Annotated in this window: 22 protein-coding genes; 9 read left to right on the top strand and 13 right to left on the bottom strand. The window is 64.8% G+C overall.

What is annotated here, in order from left to right; translation table 11 throughout:
- The first annotated feature begins 300 nt into the window (after window positions 1-300).
- The 4 genes from AB0J47_RS07900 (at window position 301) to AB0J47_RS07915 (ending at window position 5,746) form a co-directional block, all read left to right on the top strand.
- Window positions 301-1,662 carry a hypothetical protein gene (locus tag AB0J47_RS07900; RefSeq protein WP_364341763.1) on the top strand — a complete coding sequence of 454 codons (1,362 nt, stop codon included), beginning with the start codon at window positions 301-303 and terminating at the stop codon, window positions 1,660-1,662.
- Between the two features lie 273 nt (window positions 1,663-1,935).
- A complete protein-coding gene (locus AB0J47_RS07905) occupies window positions 1,936-2,361 on the top strand; it encodes a DUF1707 domain-containing protein (RefSeq protein ID WP_364341765.1) in 426 nt (141 codons plus the stop codon).
- A gap of 244 nt (window positions 2,362-2,605) precedes the next feature.
- Window positions 2,606-3,511, top strand: coding sequence for an alpha/beta hydrolase family protein (locus tag AB0J47_RS07910; RefSeq protein WP_364342038.1), 906 nt, complete (start codon window positions 2,606-2,608; stop codon window positions 3,509-3,511).
- A 243-nt stretch (window positions 3,512-3,754) separates the two neighbouring features.
- On the top strand, window positions 3,755-5,746 hold the full coding sequence (locus AB0J47_RS07915; protein ID WP_364341767.1) for a hypothetical protein: 1,992 nt from the start codon (window positions 3,755-3,757) through the stop codon (window positions 5,744-5,746).
- A gap of 18 nt (window positions 5,747-5,764) precedes the next feature.
- On the opposite strand, the gene AB0J47_RS07920 is transcribed toward AB0J47_RS07915, so the two are convergent.
- From AB0J47_RS07920 to AB0J47_RS07955, 8 genes are all read right to left on the bottom strand, one after another.
- The gene (locus tag AB0J47_RS07920; protein ID WP_063042863.1) at window positions 5,765-6,214 is read right to left on the bottom strand and encodes a DUF350 domain-containing protein; all 450 of its coding nucleotides are present in this window, start codon (window positions 6,212-6,214) and stop codon (window positions 5,765-5,767) included.
- A 30-nt stretch (window positions 6,215-6,244) separates the two neighbouring features.
- Window positions 6,245-7,408: a glutathionylspermidine synthase family protein gene (locus AB0J47_RS07925; RefSeq protein WP_364341770.1), complete on the bottom strand. Its 1,164-nt coding sequence runs from the start codon at window positions 7,406-7,408 to the stop codon at window positions 6,245-6,247.
- Window positions 7,408-7,950, bottom strand: a complete 543-nt coding sequence (locus AB0J47_RS07930) for a hypothetical protein (RefSeq protein ID WP_364342040.1) — start codon at window positions 7,948-7,950, stop codon at window positions 7,408-7,410. The genes AB0J47_RS07925 and AB0J47_RS07930 overlap by 1 nt, the downstream gene beginning before the upstream one ends.
- Window positions 7,951-8,290: 340 nt before the next feature.
- On the bottom strand, window positions 8,291-8,569 hold the full coding sequence (locus AB0J47_RS07935; protein WP_364341772.1) for an acylphosphatase: 279 nt from the start codon (window positions 8,567-8,569) through the stop codon (window positions 8,291-8,293).
- Window positions 8,569-9,039: an OsmC family protein gene (locus tag AB0J47_RS07940; RefSeq protein WP_364341774.1), complete on the bottom strand. Its 471-nt coding sequence runs from the start codon at window positions 9,037-9,039 to the stop codon at window positions 8,569-8,571. The genes AB0J47_RS07935 and AB0J47_RS07940 overlap by 1 nt, the downstream gene beginning before the upstream one ends.
- A 104-nt stretch (window positions 9,040-9,143) precedes the next feature.
- The gene (locus tag AB0J47_RS07945) at window positions 9,144-9,851 is read right to left on the bottom strand and encodes a response regulator (RefSeq protein WP_364342042.1); all 708 of its coding nucleotides are present in this window, start codon (window positions 9,849-9,851) and stop codon (window positions 9,144-9,146) included.
- 41 nt (window positions 9,852-9,892) lie between these two features.
- Window positions 9,893-12,394: a sensor histidine kinase KdpD gene (locus AB0J47_RS07950; protein WP_364341776.1), complete on the bottom strand. Its 2,502-nt coding sequence runs from the start codon at window positions 12,392-12,394 to the stop codon at window positions 9,893-9,895.
- Window positions 12,391-12,564: a hypothetical protein gene (locus tag AB0J47_RS07955; RefSeq protein ID WP_364341778.1), complete on the bottom strand. Its 174-nt coding sequence runs from the start codon at window positions 12,562-12,564 to the stop codon at window positions 12,391-12,393. Before AB0J47_RS07955 ends, AB0J47_RS07950 begins: the two co-directional genes overlap by 4 nt.
- 379 nt (window positions 12,565-12,943) lie before the next feature.
- Here AB0J47_RS07955 and AB0J47_RS07960 point away from each other — a divergent pair, with 379 nt between their 5' ends.
- The 4 genes from AB0J47_RS07960 (at window position 12,944) to AB0J47_RS07975 (ending at window position 17,763) form a co-directional block, all read left to right on the top strand.
- Window positions 12,944-13,030, top strand: a complete 87-nt coding sequence (locus AB0J47_RS07960; RefSeq protein WP_364342044.1) for a potassium-transporting ATPase subunit F — start codon at window positions 12,944-12,946, stop codon at window positions 13,028-13,030.
- Window positions 13,031-14,701 (top strand): potassium-transporting ATPase subunit KdpA, encoded by a 1,671-nt coding sequence (gene kdpA, locus AB0J47_RS07965; RefSeq protein WP_364341780.1) that lies wholly within the window; start codon window positions 13,031-13,033, stop codon window positions 14,699-14,701.
- Between the two features lie 112 nt (window positions 14,702-14,813).
- Window positions 14,814-16,874: a potassium-transporting ATPase subunit KdpB gene (gene kdpB / locus AB0J47_RS07970; RefSeq protein ID WP_364342047.1), complete on the top strand. Its 2,061-nt coding sequence runs from the start codon at window positions 14,814-14,816 to the stop codon at window positions 16,872-16,874.
- A gap of 1 nt (window position 16,875) precedes the next feature.
- Window positions 16,876-17,763, top strand: coding sequence for a potassium-transporting ATPase subunit C (locus tag AB0J47_RS07975; RefSeq protein WP_364341782.1), 888 nt, complete (start codon window positions 16,876-16,878; stop codon window positions 17,761-17,763).
- A gap of 49 nt (window positions 17,764-17,812) precedes the next feature.
- On the opposite strand, the gene AB0J47_RS07980 is transcribed toward AB0J47_RS07975, so the two are convergent.
- The 3 genes from AB0J47_RS07980 to AB0J47_RS07990 all read right to left on the bottom strand — a co-directional run bounded on the left by AB0J47_RS07980 (window position 17,813) and on the right by AB0J47_RS07990 (window position 21,318).
- Window positions 17,813-17,998 (bottom strand): hypothetical protein, encoded by a 186-nt coding sequence (locus AB0J47_RS07980; RefSeq protein ID WP_364341784.1) that lies wholly within the window; start codon window positions 17,996-17,998, stop codon window positions 17,813-17,815.
- An 81-nt stretch (window positions 17,999-18,079) separates the two neighbouring features.
- Window positions 18,080-20,218, bottom strand: coding sequence for a glycogen debranching N-terminal domain-containing protein (locus AB0J47_RS07985; RefSeq protein WP_364341786.1), 2,139 nt, complete (start codon window positions 20,216-20,218; stop codon window positions 18,080-18,082).
- On the bottom strand, window positions 20,215-21,318 hold the full coding sequence (locus AB0J47_RS07990) for a glycosyltransferase family 4 protein (RefSeq protein ID WP_364342050.1): 1,104 nt from the start codon (window positions 21,316-21,318) through the stop codon (window positions 20,215-20,217). Before AB0J47_RS07990 ends, AB0J47_RS07985 begins: the two co-directional genes overlap by 4 nt.
- Before the next feature lie 458 nt (window positions 21,319-21,776).
- Between AB0J47_RS07990 and AB0J47_RS07995 the strand changes: the two genes are divergently transcribed.
- Complete coding sequence (locus AB0J47_RS07995) at window positions 21,777-22,058, top strand: hypothetical protein (RefSeq protein ID WP_364341788.1); 282 nt, start codon at window positions 21,777-21,779, stop codon at window positions 22,056-22,058.
- A gap of 1 nt (window position 22,059) precedes the next feature.
- Here the strand turns inward: AB0J47_RS07995 and AB0J47_RS08000 are convergent, their stop codons facing one another.
- Together AB0J47_RS08000 and AB0J47_RS08005 are read right to left on the bottom strand one after the other, a co-directional pair.
- On the bottom strand, window positions 22,060-22,509 hold the full coding sequence (locus AB0J47_RS08000) for a carboxymuconolactone decarboxylase family protein (protein WP_364341790.1): 450 nt from the start codon (window positions 22,507-22,509) through the stop codon (window positions 22,060-22,062).
- A 65-nt stretch (window positions 22,510-22,574) separates the two neighbouring features.
- Window positions 22,575-24,101, bottom strand: coding sequence for a substrate-binding domain-containing protein (locus AB0J47_RS08005; protein WP_364341792.1), 1,527 nt, complete (start codon window positions 24,099-24,101; stop codon window positions 22,575-22,577).
- Window positions 24,102-24,174 lie beyond the last annotated feature (73 nt).

The raw sequence follows: 24,174 nt of genomic DNA on the forward strand, positions 1-24,174 counted from the left end.
GAGTCGGCGCATTCGGTGACCAAGTCCGGTGCGCGGATCAGCAACCGCTTGGCTTCCAGGATGGTTCGCTGAACGAGGGGTGTCTTCGGCGCTGTGGCCGGTGTTCTCCCTGGCCAGGCGGTCGAGGGTGCGGATGGAGTAGCCGACGCTGGCCGCGTGGTCGGTGACCCTGTGTCGACTTGGCAGACGCTACCGACTACGCCGGACTGACCGGTTTGTGCTTGCAGTATCGCCGGGCTGCTCGGGCGCATACGATCCAGTCTGATTCGCCAGCGGAACCTTAGTTCGGAAGTGCACAGCATGTCATCGGACAAGACCAGCACCTTGCTCGGTCTAATCCGTCATGCGACGACGCTGCGGCTGACACGCATCGCGACGCTGGTCGTGGGGAGCCTGGTGTTTCTGTACGCCTGCGAGGTCAGTCGAAACAGCGACCTTTCCGATGTCTGGGTGCAGGTCGCCGTGGCCACCGGATTCGCGCTCACCGGCCTGACAACCGCCTGGTTCGAGGTGAAGGCCGCCGACCACGCCGCCACTCGCGCCCGCACCGATATCCGCGGTTTCCATATCGAATCCGACGGCATAACGGTGCGAGCCCGCATCACCCGCTCCGGCGATCTCGTCTTCCACGGACACGACACCAGCGGCGCCCATCCGGCATACGAATGGGACTGGGCCTTCCGGGCCTCCACCTTCCCTGCCATCCGCACCGCCCTCGGCGGCGGCCGGGGCGACCTGCTCGACCTCCTCGAACACACCGCACCCGACCTGGACCGCCACGAACGCTACGACCCCGGCGCCTGGCTGTACAACCAGGGCATCCCCGCCGCCTTCCGGGAACGCGGCGACACTTCCCACCGCATTACCCGGAAGCTGCCCGTGGTCGGTCCCGATGCTTCCCGACCCGCCCCGTCCCGCGAAACCATTGGGGCACACCAGCTATCGAACACTCACCGTAACCCCGACGTGGACTCGCCTCGGCCCACCCGATCAAGCCGCCGCGAACCACCACCCGACCAAGCCCCGCCGGTCCCCACCCGACGCCGGACATCGGCCCGTCAAGATCCTCGGACCTCAGCGAAGCGCCCCGACGAACCACCAGCCGGAGGCCGCGGCCAGCCGTCGCACACCCGCCGCAGAGCAAAGGATCGGTGGGAGGCACAGCCGGAGGCTCATGCGGGCAGAACACCGAGTGATCGCTCGGACGCCGCACCAAGTGACGGCTGGGACGCACCATCGAGCGATCAGTGGGACGATCCGCCAGCACGCCCAACCGGACGATCGGGCACACCCCGCTACGAAGCATCGCCCGATAACAGGGTGGATCCATCAGCCGCCCGCCGTGGCGCACCAGCGACCCGACATCCTGAGCAACCACCATACGAACCAGGCACACCAACGCATGCCCGCCGCAGGACCCCTGCGGATCCACGGCAATCCGAGCCCTCGAGTAGTCACTGGAACGAACCCCCAGCCACCCGTTACAGGGCACAAGCGGCGGATTTCCGCGAAACCACCGGCTGGCCCCGGGACAAAAGTTCCGGCGCGCATCGGCACGTGCTATCCGGTGCACACCCCAGCGAACCGCCCCCGCCCGACCAGCGCGAACAACAGGCGCAGCGGCGAGACGAGCAACCTGGTCGGCGTCATCGCAGATCATAGGCTGCACACCGGGTAGCCCAGCTCATTGATGTGGCGGCAGCCGAACCCAGGCTCATTTGTGCTGAGGCGACGGAGCGAGCAGACCAGGCCACAAGTGATCAGCTGAACGCAGAGCAGAGTTCGTCGGGGCTACGGCGGCTGGAATCTCGGATGCCGCAGCGATGGCCAGCCCGGCCCCATTCCGCAGCACACCGCTTGACATTCCACATTGGAGGGTGCACGCTGAGGTCACCTTCCAATGTGGAATATGGACCTAGTCGTTAGGAACTGGACATGGAAATCTCGCCTGGTACTCGGGCCTCCGATGCGGAGCGCGAGAAGGTTGTGCGGCTGCTCGGACGGCACATGGCCGACGGTCGGATCGACCTCGCCGAATACGATCAGCGCGTCGCCCGCGTCTACGAGACCGGCGTTCGCGACGATCTGCAGCTAGTTCTCTCGGATCTGCCAAAATTGCCGAAAGAGTCTGCCACACAGAAGAACTCGATGAACCGCTTCCCGATCTGGCAGCAGATCGAAGGTACCTCGTGGCTCGGTGTGAGCGTGCTCGTGCTCACCATCTGGGCCGCGATCTCGATCAGCGTCGGCGAATTCACCTACCCGTGGCCGATCTGGGTCATCGGCCCATGGGGCGCCGTACTCGCCTTCCGCATGCTGGCCGGTTTCGAATCGGGCCGCTTCGGACGCCACACCAACTGACAATCGCCATGGTCAGGGATCCAGCCGTCGGAATACTCTGAGCGAGCGGGCTTTCGAGTGACGACGCCCAGCGCGAAAAGCCTTCGATCCGGCGGCCGGCGACTGAGCCCTTGGGCCTTGGTGGCGTTGCGGGAAGTTTCGGTGAGCATCCCGAAGAGGTTGGGACGCATTGGGTTTGCGCATTGATCTTCGGTGGTATTACGGGATCGTGAGGGCTTCAAGGTATTTGGCCTCGCTCGTGAGTGTGCTGGTGGCCGGTTTTGCGATTTCTGTCATATCCGTTCGGCCTGCGCTGGCGGCGCCGCAAGTGGTCGGTGAGACGCCGCTGGACGGCTCGGTCTCGCGAGTGGACGTCTACTCCCCCGCTATGGATCGGGTGGTGAGCAACAGGGTGATTCGAGCGGCGGGTGGGCCCGCGCCGACGCTGTATCTGCTCACCGGAATCGGTGGTGGCACCGATGGCATCTCGTGGTGGGACGATACGGATGTCCGGCAGTTCTTCGCCGACAAACACGTCAACGTGGTGATGCCGATCGGCGGCGCATACAGCATGTACACCGATTGGCTCAGCGACGATCCGGTGGTCGGCCGAAACCGGTGGCAGACCTATCTCTCGCGGGAACTCCCGGCTGTTCTGGATACCCGGCTCGGCAGCACCGGACGCAATGCGATCGCGGGTGTATCGATGAGTGCCGGGTCGGCAGTGGACCTGGCCATTCAGGCGCGCGATGTGTACAGCGCGGTGGCGGCCTACAGCGGATGTCCGTGGACGTCGGATGCGCTCGGGGTGGCGATGGTCAGCGCGCAGGTGATCCGCGGCGGGGCAAATCCGGTGAATATGTGGGGTGAGCTGGGCCAAGGGATCTGGCGAATGCACGATGCGTTCGCCAATGCGAGTGCGTTGGCGGGTAAGACGATCTATCTTTCGGCCGCCACCGGCACCCCTGGCGCGATCGATGAAGGCGGACTCGGCTTCCCGCCCGTCGAGGCCATCGCCAGCTCCTGCACGGATGCATTCGCGGACCGACTCAGCGAGCTCGGACTCCCCGCCATCCATGTCAACCGCCCCGAAGGCTCACACACCTGGGGCCAGTTCGAAACCGACCTCCACGATTCCTGGCCGCACCTGGCCCGAGCCCTCGGCGCATGACCGTGCCTGACCCGTTGTGCCGATAGTCTCGGGCAGTGGCCTACTTCGCGCGCAAACTAGGCGCGTGTTGCGCCTGCCCGCAATCTGGGCGGCCACTCCCGCGCACCGATTCACGCGTCGCGCACATTTCGCCGGGCGAATCGGTACATGGCGCGGGAGAACGCGACCGCAGGCAGGAGAGGGCGCGCGGTCCACGGCGCGAAGTTGTCACGCGGCTAGGGCGTGACACTACGGTGGGGTGACATGGATACCGTCGCCGTGCCGGAGTGGGTCGACCTCGCGCCTGCGCGGGAGGTTCGGGCGGGGCGGGGTGTGCTTGCGGTGGCGGTATGTCTTGTGGTGGTGCAGTTGGTGATTCGGGGGTGGGCAGCGGGGAGTGGGTTCTTCTATTGGGATGATCTGATTTTGGTGGGTCGGTCGGGGAGTCATTCGCTGTGGTCGGCGGATTTGCTGTTGTACAACCACGATGGGCATTTCATGCCGTTGGCGTTTGCTACGGCTTGGGTGGTTACTGCGATTGCACCGTTGACGTGGGCTGGGCCGGTGGTGTCGCTGGTGGTGTTGCAGTTGGCGGCTTCGGTGGCGGTGGTGCGGATGCTGGTCGTGCTTTCGGGGGTGCGGTGGGCGATTCTGGTGCCGCTGGGGTTTTACCTGTTCTGTCCGTTGACGCTTCCGGCGTTCGCGTGGTGGGCCGCCGCGCTCAATGCGCTGCCGCTGCAATTCGCGCTCGCTTGGGTGATCACTGATGCGGTGCGGCTGGTCGAGACCGGGCAGCGACGGTATGCGGCATCAGGGGTCGTGGTGTTGGGGGTGGCGCTGCTCTTTTTCGAGAAGTCGGTGATCGTTCCGTTCGCGGCATTCGCTGTTGCGGCGCTCGTTCGGCATGTCGATGGTGTCGGATCCGCGCTGCGGGTCGTGGCGCGGCGTGGGGCGGCGCTATGGGGTGGGTCGGGCGTGGTGATCGCCTGCTGGCTGGCCGGATATCTGATCGTGGTGGATGTTTCGGCGGTGCACACCAGTCCGGCGGAATTGCGTGACTTATTGCCCGGCGCGACGTCATTGGGGATTGTGCCGACGCTGTTCGGCGGACCGTGGAGTTGGCAGCGCTGGCTACCGTCGACGCCGTGGGCGGATCCGCCGAGTTGGGCTGTCGTGGCGGCTTGGGTCGCATTGTGCGCGTTGGTGCTGCTTTCGCTGCGTGCCCGACTCCGGGTGGGGCCGGTGTGGGTGACAGCGGCGGTGTACGTGCTCGTCGCCCAACTGCCGGTCGCATTGGCCCGCAGCGGACCGAACACGGCCGGCGAGCTGATGCAGTCCCTGCGCTACTTCGCCGATATCGCGGTGGTGTTGACCGCCGCGGGTGCGCTGATATTGCGTGCCCAGCCGCGCGACCACGGTTCGGATCTGCTTCCAGGTACGCACGGCCGCACCGCTGAAATACTTACCGGTTTTCGCGATCTCGCGCGTGTGCCGCATTTGCGGAGTGGGGCCGGTGCGGCATGCGGGCGGGGCCGTGCGGTGCTTTGGGGCGTCGGTGGTCGGGTGACCGGGTGGATTCTCAGGATGGGTAATCGGATACCGGTATTAGTGCCCGGTTTGCGGGTTACGGCTGTGTTGGGGGCGGTGTTTCTGGTGAGCAGTCTTTGGTCTACTGCGTCGTTTGTGGAGTCTTGGCGGGTCAATCCGACGAGGACGTATGTGACGAATGTGAAGGGGGCGTTGGCGGCGGGTGATGGGGTGCCGTTGCTGGAGCAGGAGGTGCCGTGGGATGTGTTGAATCCGACGGCTTATCCGCAGAATCTGGTCAGTCGGGTGCTTGCGCCGCTCGCGACGCCGACTACGTTTGCTGATTCGACTCCGCGGTTGCGGATGATTACTGATAGCGGTGAGATTGTCGAGGCGGCGGTTTGGTGGAATCGCAGTATTGTGTCCGGGCCCGAGGCCGGCTGTGGGTATCGGATTCAGGGGCCGCAGCCGAGCGATATTCCGTTGGATGGGCCGATGCTCGAGCATGAATGGACCGTGCAGCTCAACTATCTGGCCAACGAAGATGGACGGATTACTGTCTCGTTCGAACACGGCGAGCCCGTGAGTGCGCCGGTTCGCGAAGGGTTGAATACGGTCTACGTTCGAGTGGTCGGTAGCGGGTCCATGCTCCGAATCAGTCCTCGCACACCAGGACTCGCCCTCTGTCTCGGGGTTGGGCCCGTAGGAGTTGCCTCCTACGACAACTGACCTCCGGGCGGGTGCCAACTACAGAATGGCGAAGGCGACAACCAGACCGAGCGCGAAATGCGCGGCTGCTACCACGAGAACCTCGGTGGTGTAGACATCGGACGCCAGCGCCGCACCTATATCGATGCCGAGTGCGCGCTCGATGACCCGCACCGAGATCACCTGCGCGATAATGCCGACCAACCCGTAGACGCTGGCCGCGATGAGTCCCTCGGAGAGTTTGCCCGCCGAGGCGTAGGTCGCCAGGACCACGATCAAGGCCATGCTGACCATGCCCGCGGCCGTGACGATGATGGCATTCGGTTTACCCGCAGCGACCAACGCGCGCAGCTTGCCGGGTGTGGTCAGATCGATGGCGTAGAAGCCGACGAGCATGAGGGCCAAGCCGACAATGGCGTAGAGGACGATGGCTCCAACGCCGGTGCCGAGCGAGTTCCAGTAACCCGATTCGAGGGCAACTGCGGTCATCGTGATCCTTCCGAGGTGAGGTCGCGTTTGCTACTGCGTAATACGGTGCGGGACAAAGGCCGAGCCGTCGTCGGTGATCAATCCGGCCGTTTCACGAATCCCGAGTCCGGCCGCGTTGTCGCCGACGATCCAAGCGCCGAGGACCGGGCGCATATCGTCGAATTCCGGTAGCGGGTCCAGCAATTGGTAGACGAAACCCTCTTCGCCGTAGACCCCGCCGGTGGCCGTCTCCAGGCCCGCGCCGACAATGGTCATATTCGCACCCTCGCGCCCGAGCTTCGGCTTTCTAATGTATTCGGTGAGCTCATTGGGCTGATCGAGGTAGGCGGGCAATAGGTTCGGATGCCCGGGATACATTTCCCACAGGATGGCGAGGATCGCCTTATTGCTCAGCAGGGTCTTCCACAGCGGCTCGACCCACATGGTCTGCGGCAGGCTCGCGACCACACGCTTACCGAAATCGTCGTCGAGCACCCACTCCCACGGATAGAGCTTGAAGATCGCATCGATCGAACCCTCGGCCAGATCGACGAAACGCTCCAGCTCGCTGTCGAATCCGACGTCCTCGATCGGTAATGCGATGGTGTCGAATCCGGCCTCGGCGGCGGTCTCCTGCATATACGCGGTGGTGACGTTGTCCTCACCGGTAGCGTCCGCACCGGACCAGGTGAAATGCAATTGCGCGGAGGGCAGGATGTCGCGCAGCTCGGTCCAGCGCTCGACCAGCTTCTCGTGTAGGGAATTCCACTGATCGCCATCGGGATAGAGCGCGGTGAGCCAGTGCCACTGCACAATTGCCGCCTCTAGCAGCGAAGTCGGCGTATCGGCGTTGTACTCCAACAGTTTCGCCGGACGGCGCGCGTCATAGCGCAGATCGAAGCGCCCGTAGACGTACGGATCATTGCGCTTCCAGGATTCCGCGATCGGCCCCCAACTCCATTCGGGCAGACCGAAATCCTTGTACCGCTCGGTGAGTACCACATGCTCGACGGCATTCAGGCACATCGAATGCAGCAGTTCGACATCGGCCTCCAGCGCGAGGATCTCCGACATCTCGAACTCGTAGCGCACCGATTCATCCCAGTACGGCCGTGGCAGACCGCTCGCATCCCGGCCTGGTGATCCGTAGACAAGTCCCTGGCCCTCGATGATCTGCTGCCAGCCGGGCCGCGGCGTAGCGCGCACGCGTCGCATTACGAACCCCCGCTGCTCTTGCTGCTGGTGCCGAGACCGCCGCGAGTGATGGTGCTGCCGCTCTTGGTCGCGATCTGAGCGCCCTTGGGCTGCACCGTAGTTCCGCCGGTCGGCGGTTTGCCGACGGTGTTGTTGCCACCGTAGTAGTAGCGGTACTGGTGCCCGTTGTAGATGAAGATCCCGTTGCTACCGGTGTACGCTCCGGTCGTCCCGGATCCGACGGCGGTCGAGGCGACCTCGCAGTCGTCGTCGGGCGCGGTGACCTCCTGACCGTTCTGATCGATCACGGTGCAATAGGCGGTCACCTGATCGGGTTTGGTGAGCGCGCGGTATGCGAGATAACCGCCCCCGACCAAACCCGCGACACCGACAATGGCGACACCGCCGATGAGCACGCGCTTGCGAGTGCGTTTCTTTTGCTCGGCGGCCGCCGTCGCGGCCCGCTCGGCCTCCTCGGCGCGCTTACGTGCCTTGTCACGCGCCCGCGCCTCCGCCACCGTCGGCGGGCGCGGCTGGGTGATACCGGGCTCTTGCCGCTGGATACTGCCCCTTTGCGGCGGGCTACTGAACCGCCGCGGCTCGGCGCCGGGCTGAACCGGCCCGTCGCCCGGCGAACCAGCCCCGCCATCCTGCGAACCAGAGCCGCCACCGGCCGCGTCAGACCCAGGACTTGCAGGACCAGCCTCGGCACCCGCCGAGTGGGCCCCACTCCCCGGCGAAAACGGTTGCGATGGCGTGCTTTCAAACCCCGCGTACCCGCCGGACTCGGGCACGTCAGGCTTCGACGACCCCGGCTCCGGATCGGGCTGAGTCCGTCCCGCGTCGTCTCCCGCCCCCGGACCTCCCGTACTCAACGATCACATCGCTCGGTCGTCGAAACCACTACCGCTCCTCGAATCCGGACAAATCTCCCCGCGCGGGTTCCCAGCTTTCCACAACAAGGTCGACCCGACCAGGAGTATCTCCAGAACGCAGAAGATCCAGCAACATTTCGCATGCGGGTCGCGGACCTTCGGCCACCACATGCACCCGACCGTCGCGGGCATTGGTGGCGTGTCCGACGAGTCCGAGTGCCAACGCCCGTGAGCGCGTCCACCAGCGGAAGCCGACGCCCTGCACGTAGCCGTGCACCCATGCGCTGAGCCGAACCGCTTCCGGCATCACGCGTCGATGGCGTCGATATCGAATGTCAGCGTGACCTTCGAACCGGCCTTGAGCGTCCGGCCGACGGTGCAGACCTTGTCGATGGCACGCTGCACGGTGACCAGCAGTCGCTCGCGGGCCTGCTCGTCCAATTCGCTGAGGTCCAGCTCGAACACCTCGTCGAGCTGCGGGTACACCTCGTTCTCGCGGTCGGCGTCGCCGGAGACGTGGATGGTCGCGTCGAAGGTGTCGCCTAGCTTGCGCGAAAGCGGGAAGTCCGCGCTCAGTCCGGAGCAGCCCGCCAGGGCGATCTTCAGCAGCTCACCCGGGGTGAAGGCTCCCGGTACGCCCTGCGACGCGATCAATACCTCGGCACCGCGCGAACTGCGACCGGTGTACGCCCTCGTCCCTGTGCGCTCGACCCACAGGGTGGTCGGCTCGGTCGCGGCGGCGGTGGTGGTCGCGGATGCGGTGGTCTGGTCAGCCATGGTCTGATCCTGCCATTCTCTAAATGGAACTCTCACTCCCGCCAACGCCATGCGAGCGCGAGCCCTTCCACGAATGGCCACCCGAGCCGGTGATCTCCGAGACATCACTCCTGGAATCGGTACCCCATTCCGGCCTCGGTCAGCAGATGCTTCGGATTCGACGGGTCGATCTCGAGCTTGCGCCGCAACTGCGCGAGATACACCCGCAGATAATGCGTTTCGGTGGCGTACGACGGCCCCCACACCTCGCGCAGCAGCTCGCGCCGCCCGACGAGTTTGCCGCGGTTGCGCACCAGCATCTCGAGCATCCCCCACTCGGTCGGGGTCAGATGCACCGGTTCACCGTTCCTGGTGACCTTCTTCGCGCTCAGGTCGACGGTGAACGAGGACGTCACCACCACCGGATCCGAAGTATCGGTATCGGTCGCGCCGCGGCGGACCGCGGCCCGCAGCCGAGCGAGCAGCTCATCCATGCCGAACGGCTTGGTGACATAGTCGTCCGCGCCCGCATCCAGCGCCTCCACCTTGTCGGTCGAATCGGTACGCGCCGAGAGCACGATCACCGGTGCCGCGGACCAGCCGCGCAGTCCGGCCAGTACCTCGATACCGTCCATATCGGGCAGGCCCAGATCCAGGATGACCACATCGGGATGCTTATCGGCGGCCGCTCGCAATGCCGCCGCGCCGGTGCCCGCGGTGATCACCTCATAGCCGCGGACCGACAAATTGATGCGCAGTGCGCGCACGATCTGCGGTTCGTCATCGACCACAAGCACCTTCGTCGACGGTGCTTCCTGCTTCTTGTCGGTCATCACGACTTCCTGTGCGGTCCGCGGCGTCGTTGTGCTCATCATCAGCTGCTCACCTCGGTTTCATCGGCAGGCAGGTCCACGATCATCGTCAATCCTCCGCCCGGTGTCGGTTCGGCGTGCACGGTGCCGCCCATCGCCTCGACGAAGCCGCGCACCACCGACAGGCCGAGCCCTACCCCCGAGGTGTTGTCACGATCGCCGAGCCGCTGGAAAGGCTCGAATAATTGCTCCTCGGTGCCCGGCGGGACACCGGGACCCAGATCGACCACGGCGATCGACACCTGGTCGCCGTCGCGTTCCGCGGTGACCCGAACAGGCGAATCACGGGTCGAATGCCGAAGTGCGTTATCGATCAGATTGGCCAGCACCCGCTCGAGCAGGCCGCTATCTGCCCGCACCGAAACCTCGCCGACCTCCACCTTGACCCGATCCATCGCCGCGCGCCGCAGTCCGCGCGCGCCCATCCCGACGCTCACCAGCGCCTGATGCACGACCTCATCCATGTACACCCGACGGAACTGCGGCTGCACCACACCGACCGCCAGACGCGACGAGTCGAGCAGATTGCCGACCAGCGCGGTCAGCTGATCCACCGATTCCTCGATGGTTTCCAGCAATTCGACGGTGTCCTCGGGCGAGAACTCGATGTCGTCACTGCGCAGACTGGAAACCGCGGCCTTGGCCCCGGCCAGCGGTGTGCGTAGATCGTGGCTCACCGCGGACAGCAGCGCCCGGCGCAACCGGTCGGCCTCGAGCAGGGCCGCGGCGGCGCTGGCTTCCTCGGCCAGCCGGGACTGGCGGACCAGTCCGGCCGCCTGATTGGCGACCGCGTTGAGCACCGGACGGTCGGTCGCGGCGAGGGGACGTCCGGCCAACAGCAGCCAGCTCATCGCATCGCCCGCCTGAATCGCGGTTTCGGCCTCGGAGGCCCGCTGCGGCGGACTCGTGCCGACCGCCGCGATCACCTCGTCACCGCACTGCATGCTGACCGCGCGAAGCCCGTAGGTCTCGCGCACATATTCCAGCAGCTTGGGCAGATCCGCACCGTGCAGCACGGCTCCGGCGAACAGGGTCAGCAACTCGGCCTGCTGGGAGGCTCGGCGCGCCTGACGGGTCTGTTTGGCGGCCACATCGACCAGCGCCGCGACCGCCACCGCGACGATCAGCAACACCGCCACCGTGACGAAGCTGTCCGGTTCGGCGATGGTCAAGCTGTAGCGCGGATCGACGAAGAACCAGTTCAACAGCATGCCCGACAGCAGCGCCGAAAGTGCCGCTGGCACAACGCCACCCAATAACGCCACCGCGACGACGCCGATGAAGAACACCGCACTGAGCCCGCCGAGCTGCAGATATCCGTCCAGAAAGAAGGAGCAGACGGCCGAGACCGCCACCGGAACCAGCACCGCCGCGAGCCATGCGCGGATCGGCTGGCGCGGCATCAGCGAATAGCGGCGCAGCCCTCGGTTTGCCTCCTCGTGCGTGACCATGTGCACATCGATCTTGCCGGATGCCTGTACCACGGCGGAGCCGATGCCCTCGTCGAGCATGCGCGCCCAGCGCGAGCGCCGGGACGTGCCGAGCACCAACTGGGTCGCATTCACCTCGCGGGCGAATTCCAGCAGCGTATTCGGCACATCGTCACCGGTGACCGTATGCAGCGAGGCATCCAGACTCGCGGCGAATTCCCGCAGCCGTGCCAGCCGTTCGGTCGACACCCCGGCAAGTCCATCGCCGCGCACCACATGCAGCAGGATCAGGTCGGCGCTGGATTTGGTGGCGATGCGGCCAGCCCGGCGCACCACCGTCTCCGATTCGGGACCGCCGGTCACCGCGACGACGACACGTTCGCGCGCCTCCCACAGCTCAGTGATCTTGTGGTCGGCCCGGTATTTCGCCAATGCGGCGTCGACCTGATCGGCCAGCCACAGCAGCGCCAATTCGCGCAGGGCGGTGAGATTGCCGGGCCGGAAGTAGTTGCGCAGCGCCGCGTCGACCCTGTCGGCGGCGTACACGTTGCCGTGAGACAGCCTGCGCCGCAACGCCTCCGGCGTGATATCGACCAGTTCGACCTGGTCGGCGCTGCGCACCACGGCATCGGGCACGGTTTCCTTCTGCTGGATGCCGGTGATCTGCTCGACGACGTCGTTGAGGCTCTCCAGATGCTGCACATTGACCGTCGAGATCACATCGATGCCCGCGGCCAGCAAATCCTCGACGTCCTGCCAACGCTTGGCGTGTTTGCTCCCCGGCGCGTTGGTGTGCGCGAGTTCGTCGACCAGCGCCACCGCCGGTGCGCGGCGCAGCACCGCTTCCACATCGAGTTCGGGCAGCGTCGTGCCGCGATAGGCCACCATGCGCGGTGGAATCCGCTCGATGCCCGCCAGCAGTTCCGCGGTTTTGGCTCGGCCGTGTGTCTCCACTACCGCAGCTACCACGTCGCGGCCGCGTTCGAGTCGGCGATGAGCCTCGGCCAACATGGCGTAGGTCTTGCCGACCCCCGGTGCCGCACCGAGGTAGATGCGCAGTTGCCCGCGTTTCACTCGTCCATCATCGCGCGGTACGGCGTGTCGCCGGACATCCGTACCGAGTCTGTCGCGACGTCCGGATGCCAGGACGTCGCGCCCCTTCCCTCCACCAGAGTCGACAACGCGCGAATACCCAAGGCGCACAAGATAAATCCGACGATCACCGCGACTGCGACACCCGACATGACGATCCCTTCACCAACCGACAGGAAGCCGGTCGCGTTGGAAGCCCCCGCACAACCGGTCGATGAATTTCTACTCCCGTATCGGCCGCCTATCTGGATCTTTACGGTGTGTTGACGGGTTGTCCGCCTACCTTGACGGCATCCTTTCACCGAGTGCCCGAGCCCATACCCGTAAACGAAGCGTCAATGCTGATCAATGGGCCGCTAAGGACCCGTAAACACGCTCCGCACCAGCTCGAATGACCGCTTGACTCACCCTGTCGCGCTCCATACAGGGAGCGCCAATGGAGGTTGTGTAAATGTCTGTCGTGGTGTTCACGGTGCTCACCGTGGCGATCTTCGCGCTGCTGGGTCTGATCCAGCGGGGGGTGGAGAAGCTGTGATCGCGAACCTGGTCGGCTTGATTCTGGCCGTTCTCGTCGCCGTCTACATGGTCGCGGCTCTGCTTTTCCCCGAGAGGTTCTAGGTGAACACGACCACAGCGGGGATCGCCTTCCTGGCGTCCCTGATCATCGCGCTCGCCTTGGTGCATGTGCCGCTGGGTGACTACATGTTCCGGGTGTACAACGCCAAGAAACACTCCCGTGCGGAGCGGGTGATCTACAAGGCCATCGGCGTACAGCCCGAGGTCGAGCAGAGCTGGGGCGTCTACGCCCGCAGTGTGCTGGCGTTCTCCGCAGTCAGCGTGCTGTTCCTGTTCTTCTTCCAGCTGATCCAGGGCAAGCTGCCGCTGCACCTGAACGATCCGGGCACCGAGATGACACCGGCGCTGGCGTGGAACACCGCCATCAGTTTCGTGACGAATACGAATTGGCAGAACTACTCCGGTGAGTCGACCCAGGGTCACCTGGTGCAGATGGCCGGTCTCGCGGTGCAGAACTTCGTCTCGGCGGCTGTCGGTATCGCAGTGGCGGTCGCGCTGGTGCGCGGCTTCGCCCGCCGGCATACCGGCGAACTCGGCAACTTCTGGGTGGATCTGGTGCGCGGTACTATCCGCATCCTGTTGCCGTTCGCGTTCGTTTTCGCGATCGTGCTCATCGCCGGTGGCGCCATCCAGAATTTCCACCTGCACGATCAGGTCGCGCAGACGCTGAACGGTAGCGAGCAGACGATCACCGGCGGGCCGGTGGCCAGCCAGGAGGTCATCAAGGAACTCGGCACCAATGGTGGCGGCTTCTATAACGCGAACTCCGCGCATCCGTTCGAGAACCCCAACGCCTGGACCAACTGGCTGGAAATCTTCCTGCTGCTGGTGATCAGCTTCTCGCTGCCGCGCACGTTCGGTCGCATGGTCGGCAGCAAGAAGCAGGGCTACGCGATCGTGGCCGTGATGGGCACCATCGCGCTTATCAGCGTGACCTTGCAGAACTTCTTCCAGCTGCAGCACCATGGGACCGTGCCGACGGCGATCGGCGCGTCCATGGAGGGTGTCGAAACGCGGTTCGGCGTCGCCGATTCCGCGACCTTCGCCACCGCGACCACGCTGACCTCGACCGGTGCCGTCGACTCCTTCCACGACTCGTACACCAGCCTCGGTGGCATGATGACGATGTTCAACATGCAGTTGGGTGAGGTCGCGCCCGGTGGTACCGGCTCGGGTCTGTACGGCATGCTCATCCTCGCGGTGATCACCGTCTTCGTGGCCGGTCTGATGGTCGGGCGCACGCCGGAGTACCTGGGCAAGAAGATCACCCCGCGCGAAATCAAGCTCGCCGCGTCGTACTTCTTGATCAGCCCGCTGATCGTGCTCGTCGGCACCGCCGTCGCCATGGCAATGCCGGACCAGCGGGCGAGCATGGCCAACAGCGGGCCGCACGGACTCTCAGAGGTGTTGTACGCCTTCACATCCGCGGCGAATAACAACGGGTCCGCCTTCGCGGGTCTGACCGGAAATACCGAGTGGTACAACACCGCGCTCGGCCTGGCCATGGTTTTCGGGCGGTTCCTGCCGATGATCTTCGTGCTCGCGCTCGCAGGTTCGCTGGCCCAGCAGGGCACCACTCCCGAGTCGATCGGCACGCTACCGACGCACCGGCCGCAGTTCGTCGGCATGGTCGTCGGTGTGACGGTGATCTTGGTCGCGCTCACCTTCCTGCCCGCACTCGCACTCGGGCCGCTCGCTGAAGGAATCCACTGAAATGACCAGTCCCACTACTGAAATCACCAGCGTTCCGGACGAGTTCAACGAGTCGAAGAAGCGGCTGGAACACAACCGCGGTCGTGTCCCGCGTGGCGCGCTCGACCCGAAGATGCTGCTGACATCGCTGCCGGATGCCGCGCGCAAGCTCGACCCGCGCACCATGTGGCGCAACCCGGTGATGTTCATCGTCGAGATCGGCGCGGTCTGGTCGACGATCCTCGCGATCACCGACCCCAGCTTCTTCGCGTGGGCGATCGTGGTGTGGCTGTGGCTCACCGTGATCTTCGCCAACCTCGCCGAAGCAGTCGCCGAGGGCCGCGGCAAGGCACAAGCCGACACCCTGCGTAAGGCGAAGACCGACACCGTTGCTCGGCGACTGGTCGACTGGTCGCCCGGCGCCAGAATCGTCGAGGAGAAGGTCAGCGCGCCCGAACTGCAGCGCGGCGACTATGTCGTCGTCGAGGCGGGGCAGATCATCCCCGGTGACGGCGATGTCGTGGAAGGCATCGCCTCGGTGGACGAATCGGCCATCACCGGCGAATCCGCCCCGGTCATCCGGGAATCCGGCGGTGACCGCTCGGCCGTCACCGGCGGCACCACGGTCCTGTCCGATCGGATCGTCGTGAAGATCACCCAGGAGCCGGGCGCGAGCTTCATCGACAAGATGATCGCCCTCGTCGAAGGTGCTTCCCGGCAGAAGACGCCGAACGAAATCGCGCTGAACATCCTGCTCGCCTCGCTGACGATCATCTTCGTCTTCGCGGTGGTCACCCTGCAGCCGCTGGCTATCTTTTCCAAGGCGAACAACCCTGGCGTTACGGATACTTCGGCACTCGATGTGCACGGCATCACCGGCATTGTCATGGTCTCGCTGCTGGTCTGCCTGATCCCGACCACCATCGGAGCACTGCTCTCGGCCATCGGCATCGCGGGTATGGACCGCCTGGTCCAGCGCAACGTACTGGCTATGTCCGGCCGCGCGGTCGAGGCCGCCGGCGACGTGAACACCCTGCTGCTGGACAAGACCGGCACCATCACACTCGGCAACCGCCAAGCCTCGGAATTCGTTCCGGTACCCGGCGTTCCGGATGACGAACTGGCCGATGCCGCACAGCTTTCCAGCCTCGCCGACGAGACCCCCGAGGGTCGCTCCATCGTCGTCTACGCCAAGCAGGCGTTCAACAAACGCGAACGCACCCCGGGCGAGCTGACCGGCGCGACCTGGGTGGAATTCACCGCCCAGACCCGCATGTCCGGCGTGAACCTTCAGGACGGGCACCAACTGCGCAAAGGTGCGGCCAGCGCGGTCACCGAATGGGTTCGCGCACAAGGAGGGGACGTACCTACCGAGATCGGCGTGATCGTCGATGGCGTCTCGACCTCCGGTGGTACGCCACTGGTGGTCGGTGAGGTCAACGATGGCACGGCCCGGCTGCTCGGTGTCATCCACCTCAAGGACGTCGTCAAGCAGGGCATGCGGGAGCGTTTCGACGAGATGCGCCGCATGGGCATCCGCACCGTCATGATCACCGGCGACAACCCGTTGACCGCCAAGGCGATCGCCGATGAGGCGGGCGTGGACGACTTCCTCGCCGAAGCCACGCCGGAAGACAAGCTGGCCCTGATCAAACAGGAGCAGGACGGCGGCAGGCTGGTCGCGATGACCGGTGACGGCACCAACGACGCTCCGGCACTGGCACAGGCCGACGTGGGCGTCGCGATGAACACCGGCACCTCCGCGGCCAAGGAAGCCGGGAACATGGTCGATCTGGATTCGGATCCGACCAAGCTCATCGAGATCGTGGAGATCGGCAAACAGCTGCTCATCACCCGTGGCGCGCTGACCACTTTTTCGATCGCCAACGACATCGCCAAGTACTTCGCGATCCTGCCCGCGCTGTTCATCGCACTGTTCCCCGGCCTCGACGCGCTCAACATCATGCGGCTGGCCAGCCCGCAGTCGGCGATCCTGTCGGCGGTCATCTTCAACGCACTCGTCATCATCGCGCTGATCCCATTGGCGCTGCGCGGGGTGAACTACACACCGACCCATGCGTCGAAACTGTTGAGCCGCAACCTGACCATCTACGGCCTCGGCGGCATCATCGCACCGTTCATCGGCATCAAACTCATCGACCTCGTTGTCCAACTCCTCCCCGGGATGTCCTGATATGCGTATGTCAACCTGGATCCGGCAGCATCTGGCCGCGTTGCGTGCGCTGCTGGTGCTCACCGCGATCACCGGAATCGTCTATCCGCTAGCGGTTTTCGCGGTCGCTCAGTTGCCCGGCCTGCACGACAAAGCCGAGGGCTCGCTGATCACCGTCGACGGAAAGACAGTGGGCTCCAGCCTGATCGGGCAGTCCTTCACCGATAAACACGGCAATGTGCTGGCGCAGTACTTCCAAAGCCGCCCCTCCGCAGCCGGTGACGGCTACGATCCACTGTCCACCGCCGCGTCCAACCTCGGCCCGGAAAGCATCGTCGACACCCTCGACTCCGATCCGGACAAGGTGAAACTGAGCCAGCTCTCCACCGTCTGCGCGCGCAGCAAGGAGGTCGGCGACCGTGAGGCGGTCGACGGCAGCCGCCCGTTCTGCACCAAAGACGGTGTCGGCGCGGTGCTTTCAGTGATCGGTCCACGCGACACCGACGGCGAGGTCTCGCAACCAGTGCAGGTCATCAGCGTCAACGAAGCATGCCCGACGACACCATTCCTGGACACCTACAACGGTGTCGAAGTCGAGTGCGCCAAACCGGGCGAGGACTACTCGGCCGGCCGCATCGTCCCGATCTACGGCGACGCCGCAACCAACACACCAGTACCCACCGACGCGGTCACCGCCAGCGGCAGCGGTCTCGACCCGCACATCACGCCGCGGTACGCGGCCATCCAGGTCACGCGAATCGCCAAGGCCCGCAATATCTCCGAGGATCAGGTGCGCACACTCGTCGACGCGCACACCGATGGCCGGACCCTTGGCTTCCTCGGTGAACCGCGCGTCGATGTGGTCGGGCTGAACCTCGATCTCGACAAGCGATACCCGTTGCGCGGCTAACGACCCGAGCGCTCATTCCCGATGGGAATGGGCGCTCGGTCGATTCTGTTCAGTTGTCCTCGACGCAGGCGAAGCAATACGCCGATGCGGCGAGATACTGGTGGCAGTCCGGGCCATGGCCCGCATGCGTACTGCAGATGAAACGCGCCAGGTCGAGATCGAGATCCATGGGCTCGGCACTGCAATCACGGTGCTGACTGCTCCACAGATCCCGGCGATCCAGTGATGTCTGCATTGTGCACCTCCAGCCTGCTGGTATTCAGTGGAGAAGCAAACCAATGTCCTTACGGTGGTGGATTACCCGATTCGGCGCCGTTCATCGCGTGATCTGCCAATCATCGGGCAGACGCACGGTGGTGACCTGATCGCCCTCGGCCTCGAGATCCACGGTCGCCGAACCCAATCGCAGATCACTCAAAGTGACCGTGCCCCACTGCGGCGGCAGCTGCGGTCTGACAGTGAGCGTGTGCGACGGCGCGGCCGGATCCAATCCGAGGAACGAGCGCACCAGCAATAGCGGTGCCGCGCTGGCCCACGCCTGCGGTGAACAGGAAGTGGGATATGGGACCGGAGCGGCGAACTGATCGCGCGGGAATCCGCAGTACAGCTCGGGCAGCCGACCGCCGAAAGAGGCTGCCGCATCGAGTAATCCGCCCGCCAGCCGGGTGGCGAGCTCGACCGCGCCCGGCACCTGCCGGTAGCGTAGCAAGCCCGCGACGGCGATCGCGGTATCGTGCGGCCAGACCGATCCACAGTGGTAGCTCATCGGGTTGTAGGCACCCATCGACGAGGCGAGTGTGCGCAGCCCGAAGCCGGTGTCCATTTCGGGTCCGGAGAGCCGCCCGACCATTTCGGCGGCGTGCTCGTCACTGGCGATACCGGTCCAAAGACAATGCGCCACATTGCTCGTCAGCGCGTCGACCTGCCGTTTGCCGCCGTCGAGTGCGACCGCGTACCACCCCTGTTGCGGCAACCAGAACTGTTCGGCGAATTTACCTCGCAGTTCGGCGGCCCGCTCGCGTAACCGGGTCGCGGCGCGCTGATCGTCGAATGCCTCGGCCAATTCCGCGCGGGACAGCAGTGCGGCATACGCATAGCCCTGCACTTCGCACAGCGCGATCGGCGCCTCCGCGAGATGTCCCGCAGCATCGTTGATTCCGTCGAAACTGTCCTTCCAACCCTGATTGACCAGGCCGCGATCGGTGGCACGGCGATATTCGACGAAGCCGTCGCCGTCACGATCGCCGTAATCGGTGATCCACCGCACCGCGGCGTCGGCGGCGGGCAGCAGTTCCCTGATCACCTCCGAATCCGCGCCCCACCGATGACATTCCGCCAGCAACATGATGAAAAGCGGTGTGGCATCCGCGCTTCCGTAATAGGTACTGCCACCGAGCACATGCCCGCTGGCCGGGCCGCGGCGCATTTCGTGCATGATCCGTCCCGGCTCCTCCTCGGTGAGCGGATCGATACACTGCCCTTGCATTTCGGCCAACTGCTGCAGTGTGCCCAGCGCGAGATCCACTTCCAAAGGAAGCGCCATCCACGCTGTGAGCAAACTGTCGCGGCCGAACAGGGTCATGAACCAGGGCGCACCCGCGGCCACGAACGGACGGCCTTCGCCGGATTCGTCGTGGATCTGCAAGGCGCCCAAGTCGCTTTCCGAGCGGCGAAGTACCTGGGTGAGAACGGGATCCGCGGAAGTGATCTTCGTCGCGGTGTGTCGCCATGCCGCCATCTTGCGGCTCGGCGCGCTGAGCCCATGGTGCTCCCCCGGCGCCAATGGCGCCTGGACGCGCTGATTACCGACGGTCGGCTGGGCCACGATCTCGGTTTGCCAGCGTTCGCCGGGCAGCACGACCACCCGCCAGAGCAGGGTGCCGGGCAGAACAGCGGGCTCGACGGTCGCCGAGACCGTGAGCCCGCGCATCCGATCGGTGCGGTCGTGCAGCAGCAGTTCGCCTTCGGCCACGGCGACCTCGGCGCGGCCGTGCGCTACGCGGCCCTCCTTGACCGCGAACAGATCGACGAAATCAGCGTCGACATGCAATTCCAGGGTGACCGCGGTGGCCTCGCGGCCCATATTCTCCAGCGTCAGAATCTCGTGCATGCCGTCGGCGATGAGGCGTTCGCGCACCACGAGCAGGGTGCTATCGACCTGTCCGGCCTGCGGTGGCCGGCGCAGCACGAATCTGGCGGCGAACGCCTCTGGGCTGAGCACCGACAGTGATTCGGCAGGTTTGCCGTCCACCAGCAGTTCCCAGCGGGAGATGACGCGGGCGTCGCGAAAGAACAACCCGTGCGGGTGTCCCGGTTCGACATCACCGAGCCGATTCGATAGGCAGAAGGTTCCGCCCTCGACCAAGGTCACCGAACTTCCACAACCGCCGAGACCGGTCGGCTCACCGGAATTCAGCGGTGCGGGATTCGACGCGACGCCGGCGTCTGTGGTCATACGCGTTCGCTGGCGGGAATACGGACCGGCACCGTCTTATCGAGCAGCAGTGCCGCGCGCGCATGACGCCGCGAACGCAGGAGCTGGTGATAGACCTGCTCGTAGCCGCGCCCGAGCGTGCCAGCGCCGAAGTTCGCCTCGACGTGTGCGCGGCATGCGGCCGGATCCATCTGGCTCGCTTCGGCGATCGCCGCGGGCAGCTCGGACGGATCATCACAGATCCGGCCGGTCACACCATCGACGACGACCTCGGCAACGGCTCCGCCGCGAAGCGCCACCACCGGCGTACCGCAGACCATCGCTTCGATCATCACCATGCCGAACGGTTCCTCCCAGTCGATCGGGAACAACAAGCAACGCGCACCCGCGAGCAGTTTGCGCTTGGCCTGCGCATCCGCGAGTCCGAAAAGATGATCGCGCTCGGTGATCAGTGGGCGCACATGTTTCTCGAAATACGCCCGCTCGGGTGCCTCACTGCATTTGCCCGCGAGCACCAGAGGAATACCGGCCTCGTGCGCGGCTTGCAATGCCAGATGCGTGCCCTTGGTTGCGGTGAAGCGGCCGAGAAACAGTGCGTAGTCGCCTTTTTCGGTTTGGTACGGCCACTGGTCGACATGCAGTGCATTGTGTACGCGACCGACCCAATTCAGATCGGGCGCCAATTCGCGCTGCCGATCACTGATCGCGACCAGCGATACTTCCTGGCCCAATTCGCGGTAGTAGTGGTAGCAGTCGCCCTCGTCGACCGGGCCGTGCACGGTCACCACTGTCGGCAAGCCCAGTCCCATATATGCCGGGGCATTCAGTGGTCCGGCAAAGGTGTGGTCGTGCACCAGATCCACGCCCGAGGTGGCGGCAACCTGTTCGATCGCCCTTCGCACCTTCAGAGCGTGCACGACCTCGGGAAACGGCTCGCCGAGCCGTTCGGGTAACGCGCGATCCCAAACCGGAACGAATTTCGCCGTGGTACCGGGCTCGCCGGCGCCGAACAATGTCACGTCGTGCCCGCGTGCGACCAAGGCGTCGACCAAATCGGCGACGACGGCCTCGACTCCGCCATAGGCCTTCGGCGGTACGTCGAAGTATGGCGGAACAACCATCGCAATGCGGAATCGTTCACCGACGTGATCGGTAGACAGCAAATCCGAAGCGGCAATGGGCGCCGAATTCGGCGCGATTAGACCTGCGCTCATGACCATCCTTCCAGGGACAACCTTGTGCACATCCACCCAGCACTTCGGTGCGCTGGGCGCCGAACGTGTTGGCCGCCGCGGCGGAGGTGGAGACTGAAGCCTGCACCGCCGTCCATGAAGGCTTGGTTGGCCTGGTCACGCCGCTTGGCATGAACAGGGGGGCCGCACACAGACGTACCTTATTTCTGGATGCTCAAACCACGCAGTCGGTCTGAAATCTCAGCATTTGGGATAAAATAGCCCATTATCCGACTTTGGCATCAAGGGGACTTATCGCAAAATTGCATATTTCGAACGGGGTGAGCGAACAAATCCGGTGCGCGATTGCTCTACCATCTCATTATACGCATACATATAATATGAGCATGTTCGATCCCATCACTCTCGCCGTCGGAGCCGCAATCGCGGGTGCCGGCTGGGCCGTAGGCCGGTTCGGCAGGCGCTCGCCCGCTGCAGCCGCAGTCGCCCGGTGCGGCTGTGGCCACGACCTGGCGCTGCACGATCCGGAGGCGGGCACCTGCCATGCCGAGCTGGTCCGCAAGACCTACGGCGGGCCCGTATGGGTGCAGTGCGGTTGCCGACGCTACACCGGTCCGGTTCCCGTCGAGGAATTCTTCAGCAGACCGATCATGCCCTCGGACGACTGACTCACGACTCGGCCGCCGAGGCGGGCTGCATGCGCAGCGGCACCCCGATCCGGTTCCACAGGTTGATCATCGCGGTGACCGCGACCAGACCGGCCCGCGCGCCCTCGTCGAAGTTCTTCTCCACCTCGGCCCAGATTTCATCGCTGACACCGTGTTCACCAAGTCTGGTGACGGCCTCCGCGTAGGCAAGGGCGGCTCGTTCGACCTCGGTGAACTTCACCGACTCACGCCAGGCATTGAGGTAGTAGATCCGCTGTTCGGTCTCGCCCGCCATCCGCGCATCGGTGGTGTGCATATCGATGCAGAACAGGCAGCCATTCATCTGGGAAACGCGGATCTTCACCAGCTCACGCACCGTCGAATCCAGTGGTCCGCGGCGGATGGCCTGCTCGGCGGCGTACCAGGCCTGGTAGATCTCGGGCGCCGCCTCGGCGAGCTTCATACGTGACATAGGTCGTCCTCTCTCGAAATCGCTTACCCGAGTAGGACGAGATAGCCGCCGAGTCTGTGACAACGTTACGAAGACGGCAGGCAGCGGGCCCGATCAGGAAGCTCGCTACAGGGCTCGTTGCCATGCTCGCGCAACACATCCTTACCGGTCAGATCGGTCAGGAAGTGTATGAAGCTCGCACCGAGCGAATCGCCGGGGAGTTCGCCGTAGCTGTAGGCGTATTCGACACCCCAGAACGGATAGCTGCGGTTGACGGCGGCGTCGCGACCGGCCGCTACGCCATTGACGGTGAGGGTCGTGGCTCCTACCTTCACCGCCTCGGAGAACTCGCTGTAGCCGATCGCACCTGGGAGATCGCTCACCGCCTTCTGCATATCCTTGGTTACCTGCACATCGCAATATCTGGCTGTCGCGGGTGCGCCATCCTTGATCGCAACACAGCTGACGTGCGGCCGATCGGGCTGCGGACCGCCGAGTAACCTGCGCTCCAACGTATTTCGAGTGCCCGATCCCGGTATCCGATTGACCAGCACGACCGGCAGATCGGCACCGCCGACATCGCGCCAGTTGGTGATCCGGCCCTGATACAGATCCTGGATCTGGGCGACGGTGAGGTTGGTGACGCCGACATCCTTGTGCACGATCATGGTGAACAGCGATAGCGCCAGCGGGCGTGCCAGCAGCGGTTGGTAGCCATCACCTTTCGGTCCGTCGCTGATCGTGAGCAGGTCGGGATCGTCCTCGCCCTCCTCGGCGAGCTGGTCGAGTCCGCGTTCGGTGCCCTCGAAACCGAAGGCGAATTCCGCTCCGGTGCAACGCTTCCCATACTGCGCGGCCGCATCGCGAATGACCGGTTCGAAGGCCGAGGAGCCGACTACCGAGAGTTTGCCCGCGGCACAATCCAATGGCGTCGGATCGGGCGCCAGCACGGCGACCAGGAGCTGGACGACGATCACCACGACCAGGAAGGCCGTGAGCGCCACCATCACTCGCGAAATGCCGGTACGGCTCTGGGTTTCGATGATCCGTCCACCCTTGATGCCGCCGCTCAGCACCGGATCCGGATACTCTCCCGTGCCCTCCGAACGTTGCAGGATGGCCAGGATCTTGTAGTGATCGCCGCGATTGAGCGGCACTCTCGGCAGATCAATGGCACCGATATGTCCGACCGTATCCTCGCGAACCGCGATGCCCGAATCACGGCCCAGCGAATCGGCCAGCCCCTGGTCGCTCAGCTCGGTCACCGCCATACCGATGACCCGGCGCTGTGGAAAGTTCAGATGCAGGCCGACCCGGCCCGCCTCCGGTGCTTGGTAGTCGTGCGTGTCGATCGGTGTCGCACCGCTGTTTTCGATGCGGACCAGGACAACCGACAGATCCTTCAGCGGGGGACTCACACCGTCCTGCGCCGGGCGCAGCTGCGGCAGCACTCCAGGAAAGACCGACTCGATCTCACCGGTGACCGGCGTATCCATCTGGACCCGATAGCCGAGTTCCTTGCGTCCGACGAACACGAACTCCCACAGGAATGCGATGACCGGCACCGCGATACCGATGAGTCCGAGCACGATTTCGATCGGAAAGCCACCCACCGACGCCGCCACCCCCAAGAGATCTGTGTGTCAACCATTCTCGAACGTCATCGGGCATCCTCGCAGATCCCGC

The sequence above is a fragment of the Nocardia sp. NPDC049737 genome (assembly GCF_040674755.1).
In the GTDB taxonomy this organism is placed as follows: Bacteria; Actinomycetota; Actinomycetes; order Mycobacteriales; family Mycobacteriaceae; genus Nocardia.

Excerpts from the sequence above, each read along its gene's own strand:
- AB0J47_RS07935 (WP_364341772.1), bottom strand. The coding sequence starts at position 8,569 with ATGCCGGAAGCGGTTCGGCTCAGCGCATGGGTGCACGGCTACGTGCAG.
- AB0J47_RS07980 (WP_364341784.1), bottom strand. The coding sequence starts at position 17,998 with ATGCAGACATCACTGGATCGCCGGGATCTGTGGAGCAGTCAGCACCGT.
- AB0J47_RS07945 (WP_364342042.1), bottom strand. The coding sequence starts at position 9,851 with ATGACCGACAAGAAGCAGGAAGCACCGTCGACGAAGGTGCTTGTGGTC.
- AB0J47_RS07915 (WP_364341767.1), top strand. The coding sequence starts at position 3,755 with ATGGATACCGTCGCCGTGCCGGAGTGGGTCGACCTCGCGCCTGCGCGG.
- AB0J47_RS07995 (WP_364341788.1), top strand. The coding sequence starts at position 21,777 with ATGTTCGATCCCATCACTCTCGCCGTCGGAGCCGCAATCGCGGGTGCC.
- AB0J47_RS07955 (WP_364341778.1), bottom strand. The coding sequence starts at position 12,564 with ATGTCGGGTGTCGCAGTCGCGGTGATCGTCGGATTTATCTTGTGCGCC.
- AB0J47_RS07975 (WP_364341782.1), top strand. The coding sequence starts at position 16,876 with ATGCGTATGTCAACCTGGATCCGGCAGCATCTGGCCGCGTTGCGTGCG.
- AB0J47_RS07990 (WP_364342050.1), bottom strand. The coding sequence starts at position 21,318 with ATGGTTGTTCCGCCATACTTCGACGTACCGCCGAAGGCCTATGGCGGA.
- AB0J47_RS08000 (WP_364341790.1), bottom strand. The coding sequence starts at position 22,509 with ATGTCACGTATGAAGCTCGCCGAGGCGGCGCCCGAGATCTACCAGGCC.
- kdpB (WP_364342047.1), top strand. The coding sequence starts at position 14,814 with ATGCTGCTGACATCGCTGCCGGATGCCGCGCGCAAGCTCGACCCGCGC.
- AB0J47_RS07940 (WP_364341774.1), bottom strand. The coding sequence starts at position 9,039 with ATGGCTGACCAGACCACCGCATCCGCGACCACCACCGCCGCCGCGACC.
- AB0J47_RS07925 (WP_364341770.1), bottom strand. The coding sequence starts at position 7,408 with ATGCGACGCGTGCGCGCTACGCCGCGGCCCGGCTGGCAGCAGATCATC.
- AB0J47_RS07920 (WP_063042863.1), bottom strand. The coding sequence starts at position 6,214 with ATGACCGCAGTTGCCCTCGAATCGGGTTACTGGAACTCGCTCGGCACC.
- AB0J47_RS07985 (WP_364341786.1), bottom strand. The coding sequence starts at position 20,218 with ATGACCACAGACGCCGGCGTCGCGTCGAATCCCGCACCGCTGAATTCC.
- AB0J47_RS07905 (WP_364341765.1), top strand. The coding sequence starts at position 1,936 with ATGGAAATCTCGCCTGGTACTCGGGCCTCCGATGCGGAGCGCGAGAAG.
- AB0J47_RS07900 (WP_364341763.1), top strand. The coding sequence starts at position 301 with ATGTCATCGGACAAGACCAGCACCTTGCTCGGTCTAATCCGTCATGCG.